The sequence below is a fragment of the Pseudomonas sp. GL_093 genome, assembly GCF_057837605.1.
The window spans coordinates 6,247,430-6,264,877 of the sequence record NZ_CM174448.1 but is presented as its reverse complement, the minus strand read 5'-3'; the positions used below and the strand labels follow the sequence as shown (position 1 = coordinate 6,264,877).

General features: G+C 61.1%; 21 protein-coding genes. 13 read left to right on the top strand and 8 right to left on the bottom strand.

All coding sequences use genetic code 11. The features are described from left to right. Positions 1-64: 64 nt before the first annotated feature. Positions 65-643, bottom strand: coding sequence for a DUF2796 domain-containing protein (locus tag AC3IUE_RS28940; protein ID WP_056743677.1), 579 nt, complete (start codon positions 641-643; stop codon positions 65-67). Between the two features lie 135 nt (positions 644-778). Here AC3IUE_RS28940 and AC3IUE_RS28935 point away from each other — a divergent pair, with 135 nt between their 5' ends. Next, positions 779-1,126 carry a hypothetical protein gene (locus tag AC3IUE_RS28935; RefSeq protein ID WP_489264423.1) on the top strand — a complete coding sequence of 116 codons (348 nt, stop codon included), beginning with the start codon at positions 779-781 and terminating at the stop codon, positions 1,124-1,126. Here AC3IUE_RS28935 and trxA read toward each other — a convergent pair. From trxA to AC3IUE_RS28920, 3 genes are read right to left on the bottom strand one after another with little or no spacing between them, the layout of a single operon-like run. Further along, entirely contained in the window at positions 1,123-1,995 is an 873-nt protein-coding gene (trxA, locus tag AC3IUE_RS28930) for a thioredoxin (protein ID WP_056743673.1), read from the bottom strand. The two genes, AC3IUE_RS28935 and trxA, sit on opposite strands and share 4 nt — an antisense overlap. 39 nt (positions 1,996-2,034) lie before the next feature. Then, positions 2,035-2,691, bottom strand: a complete 657-nt coding sequence (locus AC3IUE_RS28925; protein ID WP_489264422.1) for a class I SAM-dependent methyltransferase — start codon at positions 2,689-2,691, stop codon at positions 2,035-2,037. Further along, on the bottom strand, positions 2,688-3,152 hold the full coding sequence (locus AC3IUE_RS28920; RefSeq protein ID WP_056743691.1) for a hypothetical protein: 465 nt from the start codon (positions 3,150-3,152) through the stop codon (positions 2,688-2,690). The genes AC3IUE_RS28925 and AC3IUE_RS28920 overlap by 4 nt, the downstream gene beginning before the upstream one ends. Before the next feature lie 128 nt (positions 3,153-3,280). Between AC3IUE_RS28920 and nrdR the strand changes: the two genes are divergently transcribed. The 12 genes from nrdR (at position 3,281) to AC3IUE_RS28860 (ending at position 12,111) form a co-directional block, all read left to right on the top strand. Continuing rightward, positions 3,281-3,745, top strand: a complete 465-nt coding sequence (nrdR, locus tag AC3IUE_RS28915) for a transcriptional regulator NrdR (RefSeq protein WP_003228656.1) — start codon at positions 3,281-3,283, stop codon at positions 3,743-3,745. Then, a complete protein-coding gene (ribD, locus tag AC3IUE_RS28910) occupies positions 3,742-4,875 on the top strand; it encodes a bifunctional diaminohydroxyphosphoribosylaminopyrimidine deaminase/5-amino-6-(5-phosphoribosylamino)uracil reductase RibD (RefSeq protein ID WP_489264421.1) in 1,134 nt (377 codons plus the stop codon). The genes nrdR and ribD overlap by 4 nt, the downstream gene beginning before the upstream one ends. Positions 4,876-4,921: 46 nt before the next feature. Next, positions 4,922-5,584: a riboflavin synthase gene (locus AC3IUE_RS28905; protein WP_489264420.1), complete on the top strand. Its 663-nt coding sequence runs from the start codon at positions 4,922-4,924 to the stop codon at positions 5,582-5,584. Positions 5,585-5,615: 31 nt separating this feature from the next. Continuing rightward, positions 5,616-6,707, top strand: a complete 1,092-nt coding sequence (ribBA, locus tag AC3IUE_RS28900) for a bifunctional 3,4-dihydroxy-2-butanone-4-phosphate synthase/GTP cyclohydrolase II (protein WP_489264419.1) — start codon at positions 5,616-5,618, stop codon at positions 6,705-6,707. 91 nt (positions 6,708-6,798) lie between these two features. Further along, entirely contained in the window at positions 6,799-7,275 is a 477-nt protein-coding gene (gene ribH / locus AC3IUE_RS28895; RefSeq protein WP_003185938.1) for a 6,7-dimethyl-8-ribityllumazine synthase, read from the top strand. After that, a complete protein-coding gene (gene nusB, locus AC3IUE_RS28890; protein ID WP_008153530.1) occupies positions 7,272-7,772 on the top strand; it encodes a transcription antitermination factor NusB in 501 nt (166 codons plus the stop codon). The genes ribH and nusB overlap by 4 nt, the downstream gene beginning before the upstream one ends. A gap of 27 nt (positions 7,773-7,799) precedes the next feature. Then, the gene (gene thiL / locus AC3IUE_RS28885) at positions 7,800-8,765 is read left to right on the top strand and encodes a thiamine-phosphate kinase (protein WP_489264418.1); all 966 of its coding nucleotides are present in this window, start codon (positions 7,800-7,802) and stop codon (positions 8,763-8,765) included. Continuing rightward, positions 8,762-9,265 (top strand): phosphatidylglycerophosphatase A family protein, encoded by a 504-nt coding sequence (locus AC3IUE_RS28880; protein WP_056743666.1) that lies wholly within the window; start codon positions 8,762-8,764, stop codon positions 9,263-9,265. Before thiL ends, AC3IUE_RS28880 begins: the two co-directional genes overlap by 4 nt. Positions 9,266-9,287: 22 nt before the next feature. Next, a complete protein-coding gene (locus AC3IUE_RS28875; RefSeq protein WP_489264417.1) occupies positions 9,288-10,025 on the top strand; it encodes a substrate-binding periplasmic protein in 738 nt (245 codons plus the stop codon). Positions 10,026-10,277: 252 nt separating this feature from the next. Further along, positions 10,278-10,895 (top strand): GTP cyclohydrolase II, encoded by a 618-nt coding sequence (ribA, locus tag AC3IUE_RS28870; RefSeq protein WP_033059420.1) that lies wholly within the window; start codon positions 10,278-10,280, stop codon positions 10,893-10,895. Further along, positions 10,892-11,311 (top strand): MFS transporter, encoded by a 420-nt coding sequence (locus tag AC3IUE_RS28865; protein WP_489264416.1) that lies wholly within the window; start codon positions 10,892-10,894, stop codon positions 11,309-11,311. Before ribA ends, AC3IUE_RS28865 begins: the two co-directional genes overlap by 4 nt. After that, a complete protein-coding gene (locus AC3IUE_RS28860; RefSeq protein ID WP_489264415.1) occupies positions 11,311-12,111 on the top strand; it encodes a cobalamin-binding protein in 801 nt (266 codons plus the stop codon). Before AC3IUE_RS28865 ends, AC3IUE_RS28860 begins: the two co-directional genes overlap by 1 nt. 120 nt (positions 12,112-12,231) lie before the next feature. Here AC3IUE_RS28860 and AC3IUE_RS28855 read toward each other — a convergent pair whose 3' ends face one another. The 4 genes from AC3IUE_RS28855 to AC3IUE_RS28840 all read right to left on the bottom strand — a co-directional run bounded on the left by AC3IUE_RS28855 (position 12,232) and on the right by AC3IUE_RS28840 (position 17,404). After that, positions 12,232-14,115: a TonB-dependent receptor domain-containing protein gene (locus AC3IUE_RS28855; RefSeq protein WP_489264414.1), complete on the bottom strand. Its 1,884-nt coding sequence runs from the start codon at positions 14,113-14,115 to the stop codon at positions 12,232-12,234. A gap of 171 nt (positions 14,116-14,286) precedes the next feature. After that, positions 14,287-16,185: a 1-deoxy-D-xylulose-5-phosphate synthase gene (gene dxs / locus AC3IUE_RS28850; RefSeq protein WP_489264413.1), complete on the bottom strand. Its 1,899-nt coding sequence runs from the start codon at positions 16,183-16,185 to the stop codon at positions 14,287-14,289. A gap of 92 nt (positions 16,186-16,277) precedes the next feature. Further along, positions 16,278-17,165 carry a (2E,6E)-farnesyl diphosphate synthase gene (gene ispA, locus AC3IUE_RS28845; protein ID WP_489264412.1) on the bottom strand — a complete coding sequence of 296 codons (888 nt, stop codon included), beginning with the start codon at positions 17,163-17,165 and terminating at the stop codon, positions 16,278-16,280. Next, complete coding sequence (locus AC3IUE_RS28840) at positions 17,162-17,404, bottom strand: exodeoxyribonuclease VII small subunit (protein WP_056743654.1); 243 nt, start codon at positions 17,402-17,404, stop codon at positions 17,162-17,164. The genes ispA and AC3IUE_RS28840 overlap by 4 nt, the downstream gene beginning before the upstream one ends. Positions 17,405-17,448: the final 44 nt, after the last annotated feature.

Sequence of the window (17,448 nt, the reverse complement as noted above, 5' to 3'; positions counted from 1 at the left end):
TCAATGTCGACTGTCAGACCGCTTTCGCGAGCAGGCTCGCTCCCACAAGGGATCTTCGGTGAGTTTAGAATTTCAGGGCAGCTGCCTTGGCCGTCACTTCTACACCTTGCTGCCCGCTCGGGCTGATCAGTTGTACCTGAATCTTCTGGGTCGCCGGGAAGGTGTTGAAGATGTTCGCCAGGTCCAGGTTTTTCAGCGCGCCGGGTGCCGAGCAGCTGAATTGGTAATGCGCGTGGATTTCGCTGTGGTTGTGGTGGTGTCCATCTTTGGCATCTTCGTCGTGATCATCATCGGCATCCGGCTTGTCACCGAACAACGGACTTTCCAGTTCCTGAGTCGCAATCACGCAGCCAGCGGCTTTCGGCAGGTTGAACAGCACCAGCGGTTTCTCTAGCTGCGCACGAACCGCGGCGACTTTGGCCTTGTCGGCGTCGGTGGTGGCAGCGTGTTCGAAACCCACCAGGTTCATCGCCGGGCTTTCCAGTTCCAGCTCCAGAGTCTGCCCGTCCAGCGCTGCGTTCAGGCGACCGACGCCATGTTCGTGGGCGCCGAGGCTGCCGTGCTCATGGTCGTGTTCATCAGCGGCGTGGGCGACGGCCAGCGGCAACAGGGCAAACGGCAGAGCGAGAAGCAGACGGCGCATGGCGGGTCTCCGAAAAGTAAAATGAAGAATTTGTTATGTAATCTTATAACGTAGGTGCCGAGAGTTTGACCGCCTGCTTGGCGTTGCACAAGTCCCATGGGAGCATGCAAGTCAGAAATGTGCAGGAGCAGACTTATGTTGCGTATACGCGGAAGCATCGGCGACTGGCCGGTGGATTTGACGCTGGAGATGGATGACGGCGACTGGGCACGGTTCGGTGCGCAGTTGCAGGTGATGACGCCGGAGGCCAGTACAGCGCCGGCAAAACCGATCAATCAGGATGATGCGCTGTGGCAGATCGCCAAGGATTTGCTGCGCAAGGCCGGGCAATTGAGCGGGCCGGATTTGCTGGATCAGCTGGAAGGACTGACCGGCAGTGCGGCGTCGGGCAAACGCCTGTTGGTGCGCTTGCGCCATAGCGCCGATGTGAAAGTGTCGAGCGGCGGGGATACGCCGCTCTACAGCTGGATCAACGCAGGTTAATACAGCGCAGCAAACAACTTGCGGCGGTACGTGGTCACCAGTGGATGATCGTTGCCCAGCAGTTCGAACACCTGCAGCAAGGTCTTGTGCGGCAAGCCTTCGCTGTAGCTGCGATTGCGCACGAACAGCTTGAGCAACGCATCCAGCGCCGCGTCGTACTGCTGACGGGCCAGTTGCTGGATCGCCAGCTGATAAACCGCTTCATCGTCCTGCGGATTTTTCGCCAGGCGCGCTTTCAGGTCTGCCGCATCCGGCAGGTCCTTGGCCTGACCGAGGAACTGGATCTGTGCCTTGGCGCCGGCCAGGGCAGCTTTGTGCTCATCGCTCGTGACCGCATCGAGCACGATTTGCGCTTCGCCCAGCTCGCCACGTTCGGTGAGGCAGCGGGCGTAGAGGATCAGCGCCTTGGCATTGGTGTTGTCTTCGCCCAGCAGCACTTTCAGTGTGGCTTCGGCGTCGGCAAAGCGGTTGTCATCGAACAACGCCTGAGCTTGCTCAAACGGATCGGCAGCAGCCGGTGGCGGCATTTGCACGTGAGGTTCGAGCATGGCGCGCACTGCGGATTCCGGCTGTGCACCGGCAAAACCATCCACCGGCTGACCGTCCTTGAACAGCACCACCGTCGGCAGGCTGCGAATGCCAAAGCGCGAAACGATGTCCGGCTCGACGTCGCAGTTGACCTTGGCCAGCAGCAACTCGCCCTGATAGCTCTCGGCGATGGTTTGCAGCATCGGCATCAACGCCTTGCACGGCGCACACCATTCGGCCCAGAAATCCACCAGCACCGGTTTGTGGAAAGAGTTCTCGATCACCGACTGCTCGAAATCGGCAGTTGTGGCGTCGAAGATGTACGGCGTTTCCTGACTCATGGGGGATCTCGTAAAAGCGTGAATGGGGCAACTATAAGGCTAGCCACGCCGCGCGTGGTAGAGGCTCACATGCCGAAACTCTTCGGGCTCGGCCAGATCGGGCAGGGTCATCGCTTCCAGCATCTCGATGCGTTGATACAACGGGTGGCGAAAATCCCTCACGCGTGAATCGGCCACCAGGGCTTGCTGGCCGCGACTCAAGAATTCATCGAGCAACGGCAGATTCGCCCGGTCGTACAGCACGTCGGCCACCAGAATCAGATCAAAGCGATCCGCTTCGGCGAAAAAGTCCGTTGAGTAGTTGAGGTGTACGTCATTGAGTTCGGCATTCGCCCGACAGGCGGCAATCGCCAGCGGGTCGAGGTCACAGGCCACCACTTCCAGCGCTCCGGCCTTGACTGCCGCGATCCCCGCCACCCCGGAACCGGCGCCGAAATCCAGTACCCGTTTGCCTTTGACCCACTCAGGGAATTCGGCGAGATAACGGGCGACCGCCAGGCCGCTGGCCCAGCAGAAACTCCAATAAGGCGGCTCATGCAGAATCCGCCGGGTTTCTTCCGGGCTGAACGCGCGGTCCATGTTGTCGCCGTTGATCAGCCAAAGCTTCAGGTCGGTGTCCGGCAATGCGACAGGCACAAGCTGCGCATCACCGAGCAGTTCGCCTAGCGCCTGTTGCAGGTCGAGCGGTGCAATCATGGCGCTTTGACGAATTGCAGCTGACCCAGCACTTGCGTCGTTGGCTGGCTGATGACTTGCGACGGCAGATGCAAAATCAGCTGGCCGGACTGGCTGGCGCGGCCCCGCAGTTCAACGCGAGCACCGACCGGGAAGGATTCCGGGTTGAAACGCAGGTGAAACGGCAGAATCTGATTGGTGCCGATCAGGCTGGAGCTGGCCAACAATTGTTGCGGACGGCCCTTATCATCGATCACCAGCAGCGCCAGTTCGACTTCGGCGTCGGCCGGCACGCCTTGCAGCGTGCCGCTCAATTCACGCTGATACGCGGGCAGCGGGCCGAGGTTGGCCGATTCCTTGGCTTTCTTCTGTGCCTGTTGTGGCGCGGGGCCTGGCGTCGGCGGCTGGGGCTTGGGCGCATCGCTGCTGCAGGCCACCAGCAGGCTGAAAAGACTGAGCAAAACGAGCGGTCTTAGGGACATTTTCGGCTCCAGCAAGGTGAAATCCATGGATCTAGCTCAATAGCCCGTCTGTATACCGCAAACCCTATGGCTTGTCTTGCCACGGGGATGCGCTACCATGGCCCTCCCTTTTTTTGTTGCCTGCCACCATGCACTGTCCCTTCTGCGGTGCCAACGACACCAAGGTCATCGACTCGCGTCTGGTCGCCGAGGGCGAACAGGTACGCCGCCGGCGTGAATGCCTGGCCTGCGGCGAGCGTTTCACGACGTTCGAGACGGCTGAACTGGTGTTGCCGCGCCTGATCAAAACCGACGGCAGCCGCCAGCCGTTCGACGAAGAAAAACTCCGCGCCGGCATGCAGCGTGCGCTGGAGAAGCGCCCGGTGAGTGTCGAGCGCCTGGAATCGTCGCTGGTGCACATCAAACACAAACTGCGCGCCACCGGTGAGCGAGAGGTTAAATCCCTTGTCGTCGGTGAACTGGTGATGGCCGAGCTGCAAAAGCTCGACGAAGTCGCCTACATTCGTTTCGCCTCCGTGTATCGGCGCTTCCAGGACCTCAACGAGTTCCGCGAAGAGATCGATCGCCTGGCCCGTGAGCCGGTGAAAGAATGACCACCTCTTCCGAACAAGCCATCCTCGACGCCCATTACATGGCCCGCGCGCTGGAACTGGCGCGCAAAGGTCATTACACGACACACCCCAACCCTCGGGTGGGCTGCGTGATCGTGCGGGACGGGCAGATTGTCGGTGAAGGCTGGCACGTGCGCACCGGCGAACCCCACGCCGAAGTCCACGCCCTGCGCGCCGCTGGCGATAAGGCGCGAGGCGCCACCGCTTACGTGACCCTTGAACCTTGCAGCCACCACGGACGTACGCCGCCTTGCGCCGATGCGCTGGTACATGCGGGTGTGGCTCGGGTCGTCGCGGCGATGCAAGACCCCAACCCGTCGGTTGCCGGTCGTGGCATGCAGCGTCTGGCTCAGGCCGGCATTGCTACCGAAAGCGGCGTGCTGGAAGGCGAAGCGCGCAAACTCAACGAAGGTTTCCTCAAGCGCATGGAGCACGGCTTGCCGTTCGTGCGGGTCAAGTTGGCCATGAGCCTCGACGGCCGGACAGCGATGGAAAGCGGCGAAAGCCAATGGATCACCGGTCCGGCGGCGCGTTCGGCGGTACAGCGCCTGCGCGCCCAGGCCAGCGTGGTGCTGACCGGCGCCGACACGGTGCTGGCAGACAACGCCCGCCTCACTGTGCGTGCTGATGAGCTGGGGCTGGATCCTGAGCAAACGGCCCTGGCCATGAGCCGTCCGCCGCTGCGTGTGTTGATCGACGGTCGTCTGCGAGTGCCGCTGGATGCACCGTTCTTCAAGGCTGGCCCGGCGCTGGTCGCCACGTGCATGGCGATCGAAGAGCAATACGCCCATGGCCCAGAGTGCTTGATCGTGGCGGGCGAGGATGGCTTGGTCGACCTGCGTAAACTGCTGGTCGAACTCGCTGCCCGTGGGGTCAACGAAGTGCTGGTCGAAGCAGGGCCGCGTCTGGCCGGGGCTTTCGCTCAGCAAGGGCTGGTGGACGAGTTTCAGATTTTCATCGCTGGCAAGTTTTTAGGTTCGTCTGCGCGTCCGCTGCTGGATTGGCCGCTCGCGCAAATGAAGGATGCGCCTGAACTCAAAATCACCGAAATTCGCGCGGTTGGCGATGACTGGCGAGTCATCGCCATTCCTTCGCCAGCGGCGAGCGTATAATTCCGGGCCTGCGCCACGCGACGGCCCTGTTCTCGAGGAGGACTCCATGTTTACCGGCATCATCGAATCCATCGGCAGTATTCGTGCATTGACCCCAAAAGGCGGAGATGTGCGGGTACACGTAGAAACCGGCAAGCTCGATCTGAGCGACGTCAAACTGGGCGACAGCATCGCGGTCAACGGCGTGTGCCTGACTGCGGTTGAGTTACCAGGCAACGGCTTTGCAGCGGATGTCAGCCGCGAAACCCTCGACTGCACCGCCATGAATGATCTGAAAAGCGGCAGCCCGGTCAACCTGGAAAAAGCCCTGACCCCGACCACTCGCCTCGGCGGGCATCTGGTCAGCGGCCATGTCGATGGCGTGGGCGAAGTGGTTGCCCGCACCGAGAATGCTCGCGCGGTGGCGTTCCGCATCCGCGCGCCGAAAGAGCTGGCCAAGTACATCGCCCATAAAGGCTCGATCACCGTCGACGGCACCAGCCTGACCGTGAACGCGGTCGATGGCGCCGAGTTCCTGCTGACGATCATTCCGCACACCCTGAGCGAAACCATCATGGCGTCTTACCAGCCAGGTCGCCGGGTGAACCTTGAAGTTGACTTGCTGGCACGTTATCTGGAGCGCCTGTTGTTGGGCGATAAGGCCGCAGAGCCTACGTCCAGTAACATCACCGAAAGCTTTCTGGCCCAAAACGGCTACCTCAAATCCTGAAGCTCAAATTTCGAAAGAAGGGGGGTGCCTTGTGGCGCTCAATAGCATCGAAGAACTGGTTGAAGACATCCGCCAAGGCAAGATGGTCATCCTCATGGATGACGAAGACCGCGAGAACGAAGGCGACTTGATCATGGCCGCCGAGTGCTGCCAGCCAGAACACATCAACTTCATGGCCAAGCACGCCCGTGGCCTGATCTGCATGCCGATGAGCCGCGAGCGCTGCGAACTGCTGAAGCTGCCCTTGATGGCACCGCGCAACGGTTCCGGCTTCGGCACCAAGTTCACCGTGTCCATCGAAGCGGCCACCGGCGTGACCACAGGCATCTCTGCTGCTGACCGTGCGCGCACCGTGCAGGCCGCTGCCGCGAAAGACGCCAAGGCTGAAGACATCGTCAGCCCCGGCCACATCTTCCCGCTGATGGCCCAGGCTGGCGGCACCCTCGCTCGCGCCGGCCACACCGAAGCGGCGTGCGACCTGGCGCGCATGGCCGGTTTCGAGCCAAGCGGCGTGATCTGCGAAGTGATGAACGACGACGGCACCATGTCCCGCCGCGCGGAACTGGAAACGTTTGCTGCCGAACACAACATCAAGATCGGCACCATCGCCGACCTGATTCACTATCGGATGATCCACGAACGTACCGTTCAGCGGATTGCCGAGCAGCCACTGGACAGCGAACTGGGCCAATTCAACCTGGTGACCTATCGTGATTCCGTGGAAGGCGACGTGCACATGGCCCTGACTCTGGGCACCGTGTGCGCCGAAGAGCCGACCCTGGTTCGGGTGCACAACATGGACCCGCTGCGCGACCTGTTGATGGTCAAGCAGCCTGGCCGCTGGAGCCTGCGCGCCGCGATGGCTGCGGTTGCCGAGGCTGGCAGCGGTGTCGTGCTGTTGCTCGGTCACCCGCTCGATGGCGACGTGTTGCTGGCGCATATCCGCGAAACCGCGGAGCACGTTCCGGCGAAAAAGCCGACCACTTACAGCATCGTCGGTGCCGGTTCGCAGATCCTTCGGGACCTGGGCGTACGCAAAATGCGCCTGATGAGTGCGCCAATGAAATTTAATGCGATATCCGGTTTCGATCTGGAAGTTGTAGAATACGTGCCCTCCGAATAATGACCGGTTGTTTCCAGTCCTTGATTCGCGGTTAACACATCACTGAGGGACGCGTAGAAAACGCGTCCCGGCTCTTTAAGAGATCTAACGAATGACCCTGAAGACCATCGAAGGTACCTTCATCGCCCCTAAAGGCCGCTACGCTTTGGTAGTAGGCCGTTTCAACAGCTTCGTCGTTGAAAGTCTGGTCAGCGGTGCAGTTGATGCCCTGGTTCGCCACGGCGTGAGCGAAAGCGACATCACCATCATCCGCGCACCTGGCGCCTTCGAAATCCCGCTGGTTGCGCAGAAAGTCGCTCAGAAGGGCGAATACGCGGCAATCATCGCCTTGGGCGCGGTCATTCGTGGCGGTACTCCGCACTTCGAATACGTGGCTGGCGAATGCACCAAGGGCCTGGCCCAGGTGTCCATGGAGTTCGGCGTTCCAGTCGCATTTGGCGTGCTGACCGTTGATTCCATCGAGCAAGCCATCGAACGTTCCGGCACCAAGGCCGGTAACAAAGGTGCTGAAGCTGCCCTGTCCGCTCTGGAAATGGTCAGCCTGCTGGCGCAGTTGGAGGCCAAGTGATTAGCGACGAAAGCGATCGTTTCAACCCGCGCGATCCAAAGCCTGCGGATGCCGGCAAGCCATCGAAAAGCGTCAAGCGTCGCGAAGCCCGTCAGCTCGCGACTCAGGCGCTGTACCAATGGCACATGGCCAAGCAATCTTTGAACGAGATCGAAGCGCAGTTTCGGGTCGATAACGATTTCAGCGATGTCGATGCCGCTTACTTTCACGACATCCTGCACGGCGTTCCGGCTCACAAGCCTGAGATCGACGCTGCACTGACGCCGTGCCTGGACATCACGATCGAAGAGCTGGACCCGGTTGAACTGGCCGTTCTGCGCCTGTCGACCTGGGAACTGCTCAAGCGCGTCGACGTGCCGTACCGCGTTGTGATCAACGAAGGTATCGAGCTGGCGAAAGTCTTCGGTTCCACCGACGGCCACAAGTTCGTCAACGGTGTACTCGACAAGCTGGCCCCGCGTCTGCGTGAAGCTGAAGTGAAGGCGTTCAAGCGCTAATCGGCGCTTGAATACTTTGTCTCAGCCATGGGCGAGTTTGAGCTGATCCGTAACTTCTTCGCCGCCGCGCCTTGTGCGCAGGGCGGTGAAGGCGTTGCCCTTGGGATCGGCGATGATTGCGCCTTGCTGGCTGTTCTCCCCGGGGAGCAGTTGGCCATTTCCACCGACACACTGATTGCCGGTGTGCATTTCGCAGATCCTTGCGACCCGTTTCTGCTCGGTCAGCGTTCACTGGCCGTGGCCGTCAGCGATCTGGCTGCCATGGGCGCCACTCCCGTTGCCTTTACCCTTGCCCTGACTTTGCCGACGGTGACCGCCGATTGGCTGGACGCCTACGCCCGTGGTTTGAACCTCATGGCGCAGAACTGCGGTGTGGCGCTGGTGGGCGGTGATACCACCCGTGGGCCGTTGAGCCTGACGATGACCGTGTTCGGTCGTGTACCGGCCGGCAAGGCGTTGACCCGCAGCGGTGCGCAACCAGGCGATTTGCTGTGCGTTGGCGGTGAGCTTGGCAACGCGGCGGGGGCATTGCCGCTGGTGCTCGGCCAGCGGACGGCTGAAGCCGCCATCGCTGATCCGCTGCTGGCGCATTACTGGTCGCCGCAGCCGCAGCTTGGGCTGGGAATGGCGCTACGCGGCAAAGCCACCTCGGCGCTGGACATCTCTGACGGCCTGCTCGCGGACTGCGGGCACATCGCGCTCGCGTCGAAGGTTGGCATTCAGGTTGAACGGGACGCGCTGCCATTGTCGAACGCTTTAGTCGCCTTCCTCGGTCAATCGGGTGCAGAAGTCGCGGCCCTGAGCGGTGGTGATGATTACGTACTGGCCTTTACCTTGCCGTCCGTCGAGTTGCCGAAATTGGTGGCCGATGGCTGGCCGATCCATGTGGTCGGCCGTGTTGTGACGGGGCAGGGCGTGGTGCTGCTGGACGCTGATGGACAAGACATCACCCCGCAAGCCCGGGGTTATCAACATTTTCGGGAGACACCGTGACAGATCATCCCAAACAGGTCCCGGCGGAATTCGTACCGCCCTCGGTCTGGCGCAATCCGTGGCATTTCCTGGCGTTCGGCTTCGGTTCGGGCACCTTGCCAAAAGCACCGGGCACCTGGGGCTCGTTAGTTGCGCTACCCTTTATCCCGTTGTGGCAGATGCTGCCCGATTGGGGCTACTGGCTGATGCTCGGCATCACCATGCTGTTTGGCTTCTGGCTGTGCGGCAAGGTCGCCGACGATTTGCGGGTGCACGACCATGAAGGCATCGTCTGGGACGAAATGGTCGGGATGTGGATTACCTTGTGGCTGGTGCCGGAAGGTTGGTACTGGTTGCTGGCGGGGTTTTTGATGTTCCGCTTCTTCGACATCCTCAAGCCGTGGCCGATTCGCTGGATCGACCGGCATGTGCATGGCGGCGTCGGCATCATGCTCGATGACGTATTGGCCGGGGTGTTTGCTTGGTTGGGGATGCAAGGGCTGGTATGGATTTTTGCCTGACGGGCAAAACAGGGGACTAGGGATGGCTCGACGCTGGTTGGCTTTGATGATTTTCGCGATGTTTTGCTCGCTCGCCCAGGCGAGTGACGAGGGCACAACGCCGTCGGTGATTCATCTGGCCAGCGAAGACTGGGAAGACTACACCGCCGCCGATGGCCACGGTCTGGGCTGGGATGTATTGCGGGAAGTCTTCGAGCCGGCGGGGGTCAAGCTGGATATTCGCAGCGAACCGTACGTGCGCTCCATGGGCCTGGCCCAGCGCGGCGAAGTGGATGCCTGTGTCGGCTCCTATCTTGATGAGTCCAGCGATCTGCTCTATCCGCGCTGGAACTTCGATACCGATCACATCTATGCCTTGGGCCTGGCCAGCAACCCCGCGCCGACCCCGGAAACCCTGGGCAACTATCGACTGGCCTGGGTCCGTGGCTACGACTATCAGGATTACCTGCCCAACATACGCCGCTATAACGAAGTCATGCGGCGTACCGGGATTTTGTCGATGTTGACCCACAATCGCGCCGACTTTTACATCGACGCGCTGACCGAGGTCGACTATGTCCTCAGGTGGGCCAAGGATCCGACGCAGTTCCGTCGCACCCACATTGCGGAATTGCCGCTGTATCTGTGCTTTGCCAAGACTCCCAAGGCTCGCTCCCTGATGGCGCTGTTCGATCAGCGTATGGAGCAACTGGTGAAAAACGGCCAGCTGAAACCGATCTTCGAGCGTTGGAAACAACCCTATCCATTTGACTCAAACTGAACACAAACCCTGTGGTGATTGATTAACCCTGTGGGAGCGAGCCTGCTCGCGATGACGGTGTATCAGTCGACATCAATGGTGAAAGACAGACCGCTATCGCGAGCAGGCTCACTCCCACAGGGGGGCTGTGGTGGCTTGAGATCTAACTTTTTGATTGTTATGCCCCATAATTCAGCCTAAGCGTCTGTCGGAACGTGCTGTTACAATGCCGCGTCTGCGAATCTCCAGTACTTATTGATCAGGAGCACACCGGTGCCTGTCGTTTTTGTCGCCGCTTCCAAGCTGCCAACGCCTTTTGCGCAATTCACCATGCACGGCTTTCTCGATGAAGAAAACGGGCGCGAGCACGTTGTGCTGAGCCTGGGTGAGTTCGTCGACGGTGCCCCGGTACTCGGCCGGTTGCACTCCGAATGCCTGACCGGCGATGCCTTGTTCAGCCAGCGTTGCGACTGCGGCTCGCAACTCGAGGCTGCCTTGCAGGCCATCGCCCGTGAAGGCCGTGGCGTGTTGCTGTACTTGCGTCAAGAAGGCCGTGGCATTGGCCTGCTGAACAAGATCCGCGCCTATGAATTGCAGGATGGCGGCGCCGATACCGTTGAAGCCAACGAGCGTCTGGGCTTTGCCGCCGACCAACGTGACTACGCCATGTGCCTGCCGATGCTGGAGCACCTGGGCGTGAAATCCCTGCGTCTGATGACCAATAACCCACGCAAGGTCAAAGCCTTGACCGACATGGGCATCGTGGTCGCCGAGCGCGTGCCGCTGCACACCGGCCACAACCCACACAACAAACTCTACCTGGCCACCAAGGCCAGCAAGCTCGACCACATGATGGGCAACGAGCACCAGGGTGAGGCTGACCGGGCGTGACTCGCGGTCAGGTTCGGCGGCGACTGTCCGTCAATTGGTGGCAATACCTGGCGCTGGCCTTGGTGCCGCTGTTCGTGATCAACGGCGTATTTGGCCAGAGCGAGGCGATCCTGCCGGTGCCGGCAATGCCGTTGTTCATCGCCGGTGTGGCGTCGATGTTTGTCAGCCTGAAATTCTTTGGCGGCTACAAACACGCGCTGATCGCCACTCAAAAAGCCCTCGATACCCCTGAAGAACCTGCTGCCTGGATCGCCCTGGCTGCCAAGCGTCGCACGGCATTCCTGGCTGCCGGGCTGCCGGCCTGGATCGGCGCGCTGGCGGTATTCGTCGGCCTCGAAGCCGTGCCGTTGATGCTGCTGGCGCTGTCGACCCTGGTGCTGTTCTACCTCTACCGTATTCCGCGTCAACTCGGCTGATGCGATCCGTCTGGCTGGCGGTTTTGTTGCTGGCCGTCAGTGGCCCGGCGGCTGCGGTCGAACGCGTTGTCAGCCTTGCTCCGTCTCTCTCTGAAATCGTTATTGAACTGGGTTCCGCCGACCTGTTGGTGGGTGTGCTGGATGCCGGTGAGCGTCCTGCCGAGCTCAAAGATCTGCCTTCGGTTGGCCGCTACGGCCAGTTGGACATGGAACAGCTGCTCAGTCTCAAACCCGATCTGCTGTTGCTCTGGCCCGGCAGCGTTGGCCCGGCCCAGCGTGAACAGCTCAAGCGGTTGAACATCCCGACCTACGTTGCCGAACCCCACAACCTCGAACAACTCACGTCGCAGATTGAGGCGATTGCCTCACAGCTCGGCCGTCCGGAGCGTGGCGTTTCATTGGTTGAAAATTTGCGTCAGCGACTGGATTCGCTGCGCCAGCGTTATCGTCGGGATGTGCCATTGCGGGTGTTTTATCAGGTCTGGGATCGGCCGCTGTACACCGTTGGTGGCGGGCAGATCATCAGCGATGCGCTTGAAGTATGCGGGGCGCGCAATGTGTTTGCCGACCTGACCCTGCCGGCGCCGCAGGTCAGTATTGAAGCGGTACTGCAGCGTAATCCAGACGTGATTCTGGCCAGCGATCAGGCGCAGCTCGATGCGTGGAAAGCCTGGCCGCAGGTGACGGCGGTGACGCAGGGGCAATTGCTGTTGGTGGCGGATAAGGGGCTGGAACGGCCGAGTGGGCAGATGATCGAAGCGACCGCGAAGTTGTGCCAAGTGATTGCGCCCGATCACTGATACCGAGGTGCGGCCATCGCGAGCAAGCTCGCTCCCACACTGGATTTGTGAACGACACAAAACCCCTGTGGGAGCGAGCCTGCTCGCGAAGAGGCCAGCCCAAACACCGCTGGTTTCAGATCAGAGCTCCGGCGTCCAGCTCACTCCAAACATCCACGCCCGACCTTCCTCTCGATACCCATACTGACTGCCATCATGGCTGTACAGCGCCCGGCTGTAACCCTTGTCCAGCAGGTTATCGACCTTCAGATCCAGCTTGACCTCACGATTCAATTCCCAGCTGCTGCGCAACCCCAGCAACGCATACCCGCCCAACGGCTGCTGATTGTTCTCATCGTCATAGCTGCTGCTCACCGCTTGCCAGCTGGCGCCGAGCCCTAGCCGGTCGAACTGCCGATCCAGATCCAGGCTCAAGGTCCGCCGCGCGCGCCGAGCCAGGGTGTGACCGCTGTCGCGATCCCGCGGGTCGATGATCGCCACGCCGAGGTTGCTCTGCCAGCCGAACAGTTCCTGTTTCAAGGCCGCTTCGAACCCGTTGATCCTCGCCGAGGCCACGTTCTGCGGCCGTGAGTTGCTGCCGAAAATAATCGCGTCTTCCAGGTCCGTCCGGTACAGAGAAGCTTCAAGGCGAGCGGTGTCGGTCAGTTGACTGCGCCACTGCAGCTCATAGCTTTTCGACGTCTCGGGTTTCAGATCCGGATTACTGAAGTCGGGGTAATACAGATCATTGAACGTCGGTGCGCGGAAACCTTCGCTGTAGGTCAGCAGCACATCGTTGTCCGGATTCAGCGGCAGGGTGAAGGTGCCGCTCCAGCTGTTCTGGCTGCCGAACTGCTGGTTCTGGTCCCGGCGCAGGCCCAGTTCGGTGGAGAAGCTGTCCGCCTGGTAATGATGCTGAATGAACGCGGCACGGTTCCAGCGGCTGTCCTCGTCGAATGGCGTGCTGCTGTTGATCCGGTCCTCGTACCAGTCGCCGCCGAGGATCAGGCTGTTGCGCTCGTCGAGGGTCAGGTCGTTCTGCCAGTTCACCGAGTCGCGATACGTGTTGAACACGCTGCGTTCGTCACTGAGCTTGTCCAAAGTTTTCTCGCGGTTTTCGCTGTGGCCGAATTCAACGCGGGTTTTCCACAGGTCGTTGATGCGCGCATCGACGTAACTGCTGAGGCTGCTCACGGTGAACTCGTTGTAAGGCTGCTGCTGGACCGATTCGAAAGTGGTGCTATCGAAGCGGCCGAACGGGTTGTCGAACTCACTTTTGCCACGGTTATCCAGCAGGTTGGCACCGATTTCGATGTCATCGGTGAGTGCGTGACTCAGGCTCAGGCTCAACGACTTGTTGCGATACTCATCGTGATCGCCATCGCTAGGGTACGACTCATGGGTGCGATTGATCCCGGCGGTCTCATCGAGGCTGGCGCCGAGATTGAATCGGGTCTGCTCGTCGCCGCCGGACAGCCCGAGGCTGCGTTCCCACGTCTGGTTGCTGCCAAAGCCCACGTGCATTCGCGGTTGCAGGCCTTGCTCGTCGCCGCGACGGGTGAAGATCTGGATCACCCCGCCAATCGCATCGCTGCCATAAATCACCGAGCGGGAACCGCGCAGCACTTCCACGCGCTCGACCTGTTCGATGTTGATATGTTGCAGGTTGCTGTCGCCGGAGGTGGAGTTGCCGATGCGCTGGCCGTCGACCAGCACCAGGCTTTGGGCCGACTTGGTTCCACGAATGTAAATCCCCGGCAGACTCCCGCGCCCGCCGGTTTGCCCGACCTGCACACCCGGCACACGACGCAGCAAGTCAGTCACGCTGCTCGGTTGCAGGCGATCAATGTCTTCGCGGGTGAACACGGTGTTGGCGGCGCTGCTGTCATTGCGCGCTTCGACCTGACGGTTGGCGCTGATCAGCACGTCGGGAAGCTTCAGGGCCTGGTCGCGTTCGAAGGTGTCGGCCAGCAGTTGGCCGGCCGGCAGCAGGGTCAGCGTCAGGGCGAGGCGGGAGAGTTTCATTGGCAGTCCGTTGGCACTTCAGGCCGAACACAAATTTTGAAGGACACAGAAAACCAATGTGGGAGCGAGCCTGCTCGCGATGACGGTGTGTCAGTCAATGAATAAGTTGACTGTCAGTCCGCTATCGCGAGCAGGCTCGCTCCCACAAGGGGTTTTGCATAAGTCTGAGGTTTAGATGTTCAGCAGTTGCAAGCGCTCACGCACCGAAGCCTCGATCCCGGCCTCATCCAGTCCGCACTCGGCCAGCATTTGCGCAGGCTTGGCGTGCTCGACGTAACTGTCCGGCAAGCCCAGGTGCAGCATCGACTTGAGGATGTTTTCGCGGGCGAGAAACTCGCTGACGGCGCCACCGGCACCGCCCATGATCGCGTTCTCTTCGATGGTCACCAGCAGCTCGTGGCTGTCGGCGATTTCGCGCACCAGTGCTTCATCGAGCGGTTTGACGAAACGCATGTCGACCACGGTTGCATCCAGCGTCTCGGCGACTTTCAGCGCCTCGGCCAGTTGCACGCCGAACACCAGCAGGGCGACTTTGCGGCCCTGGCGACGAACCACGCCCTTGCCGATTTCGATCGGTTCGAGGTTTTTCTCGATCGTCGCGTTCGGGCCAGAGCCGCGCGGATAACGCACCGCCGCCGGGCCGTTGAACAGGTGGCCGGTGGTGAGCATTTTGCGCAGTTCGTTTTCGTCGCTCGGGGTCATCACCAGCATGCCGGGGATGCAGCGCAGGAACGACAGGTCGAAGCTACCGGCGTGAGTCGGGCCGTCTTCGCCCACCAGACCCGCGCGGTCGATGGCGAACAGCACGTCGAGGTTTTGCACCGCGACGTCATGAATCAATTGGTCGTAGCCACGTTGCAGGAACGTCGAATAAATCGCCACCACCGGTTTCGCGCCTTCGCAGGCCATGCCGGCAGCGAGGGTCACGGCGTGTTGTTCGGCAATCGCCACATCGAAATAGCGCAGCGGGAAACGCTCGCTGAAAGCCACCAGATCGGAGCCTTCTTTCATCGCTGGAGTGATGCCCACCAAACGCGGATCCGACGCGGCCATGTCGCAGAGCCATTCACCGAACACACCGGAATACTTCGGTCCGCCAGCTTTCTTCGGCGCGGCGGCCGGAGCGTCCAGCGGTTCGAGTTTGGTGATCGCGTGGTAGCCGATCGGGTCGACTTCTGCCGGGGCGAAGCCTTTGCCTTTCTTGGTGACGACGTGCAGGAACTGCGGGCCTTTGAGATCACGCATGTTGCGCAGGGTGGCGATCAGGGTCGGCAGATCGTGGCCATCGATCGGGCCGATGTAGTTCCAGCCCAGCTCTTCAAACAGCGTGCCGGGAACCAGCATGCCTTTTGCGTATTCTTCGGTGCGACGAGCGATTTCCCAGGCGCCGGGCAGGCGTGACAGGACCTTTTTGCTGCCTTCACGCATGCTCGCGTAAGTGCGGCTGGAAAGGATTTTCGCCAGATAGTTCGACAGCCCGCCGACGTTGCGCGAGATCGACATGTCGTTGTCGTTGAGGATCACCAGCATGTTGGCGTCCACTTCCGGCGCATGGTTCAGCGCCTCGAAGGCCATGCCGGCGGTCAGTGCGCCATCGCCGATCACGGCGATCGCCTTGCGATCACTGTTTTGCAGGCGGGCGGCAATGGCCATGCCCAGCGCTGCGCTGATCGAGGTGCTGGAGTGTCCGACACCAAAGGTGTCGTACTCGCTCTCGGAACGACGCGGGAAGGCCGCGACGCCGTCCTTCTGGCGCAGGGTGCCCATGCGCCCGCGACGGCCGGTGAGGATTTTGTGCGGATAGGCCTGATGACCCACGTCCCACACCAGCCGGTCGTCCGGGGTGTCGAAGACGTAATGCAACGCGATGGTCAATTCGATGACGCCCAGGCCGGCACCGAAATGCCCGCCGGTCTGACCGACCGTGTAGAGCAATTCCAGGCGCAACTCATCAGCCAGGGTTTCCAGCTCGGCTTCGCCTAACCGGCGCAGGCCGTCCGGCGTGTTGGCACGGTCGAGCAGGGGCGTGGTCGGGCGCTTGCGGGGAATCTCATGAAACGTCGTGGGCATCAGGCGAATCGTTATAGGTATAAAAGATGCGGCAGTTTACCTGATGCATCGCCCCCTGCCCACGCGTTGGTTTTAACTTGGCGGATACGCCGTCAGCTGCGCCGGTCGACGATGTAGCGGGCCAAATCGCGCAATGGCTCGGCTGCCGCGTCAAACGGTCGCAGCGCATGCAGGGCTTGATCGCGCAGTTCCAGGGCGTAGGCCTTGGCGGCGTCGAGGCCGAGCAGGGCCGGGTAGGTCGGCTTGTCGCGTGCGATGTCGGCGCCCTGGCGTTTGCCGAGGGTTTCGGTATCGCTTTCGACGTCGAGAATGTCGTCCTGCACCTGGAACGCCAGGCCGATCGCCTGTGCATAAGTCTGCAATGACTTCAGTTCGTCTTTCTCGGCACGACCACTGGCCAGGGCGCCGAGTTTGACGCTGACCTCGATCAACGCGCCGGTCTTGTGCCGGTGCATGGTTTCGAGGGCTTTTTGATCGAGTCTCAGACCGACCGAACCAAGGTCGATGGCCTGACCGCCGACCATACCGGCCGGGCCTGCGGCTAACGCTAGAGCGCTGACCATTTGCAGACGGATTTCAGCGTCCGAGGTGCTCAGGCGCGGATCAAGCAGGGCGCTGAAGGCCAGGCTCTGCAAGCCGTCACCGGCCAGAATTGCGCAGGCTTCATCGAATTTTTTGTGAGTGGTCGGCTGGCCGCGACGCAGATCATCGTCGTCCATGGCCGGCAAATCGTCATGCACCAGGGAATAAGCGTGAATCAACTCCACCGCGCACGCCGCGCCGTTGGCGTGCTCAGCCTTGCCGCCCAGCGCTTCGCACGCAGCGTAGGCCAGCAGCGGGCGGACCCGTTTGCCGCCATTCATCACGCTGTAGCGCATGGCCTCGTACAGACGCGCGAGCTCAGGGCTCGGCGCGTTGAACAGGGTTTCCAATGCAGCATTGACGCGGGCCTGGCTGGTCGCCGAATACGCTGCAATCATTCTGGCTGATCCGCTTCGAAGGGTTCCTCGGCCAGCTCGCCATCACGCTCGAGCAGCACCTGAACCTTTTGCTCGGCCTGGGCCAGCGCCGCCTGGCAATCGCGGGTCAGACCGATGCCTTGCTCGAAAGCCGTCAGCGAGTCTTCCAGCGACAATTCGCCGTTCTCCAGACGCTCCACCAGCGTTTGCAGGTCAGCGAGAGATTGTTCGAAATCCAGTGCAGCTTTTTTGCGGGCCATGGCGGCTATTTCCGGTTGACGTTAAACCGGCGCGACACTAGCAG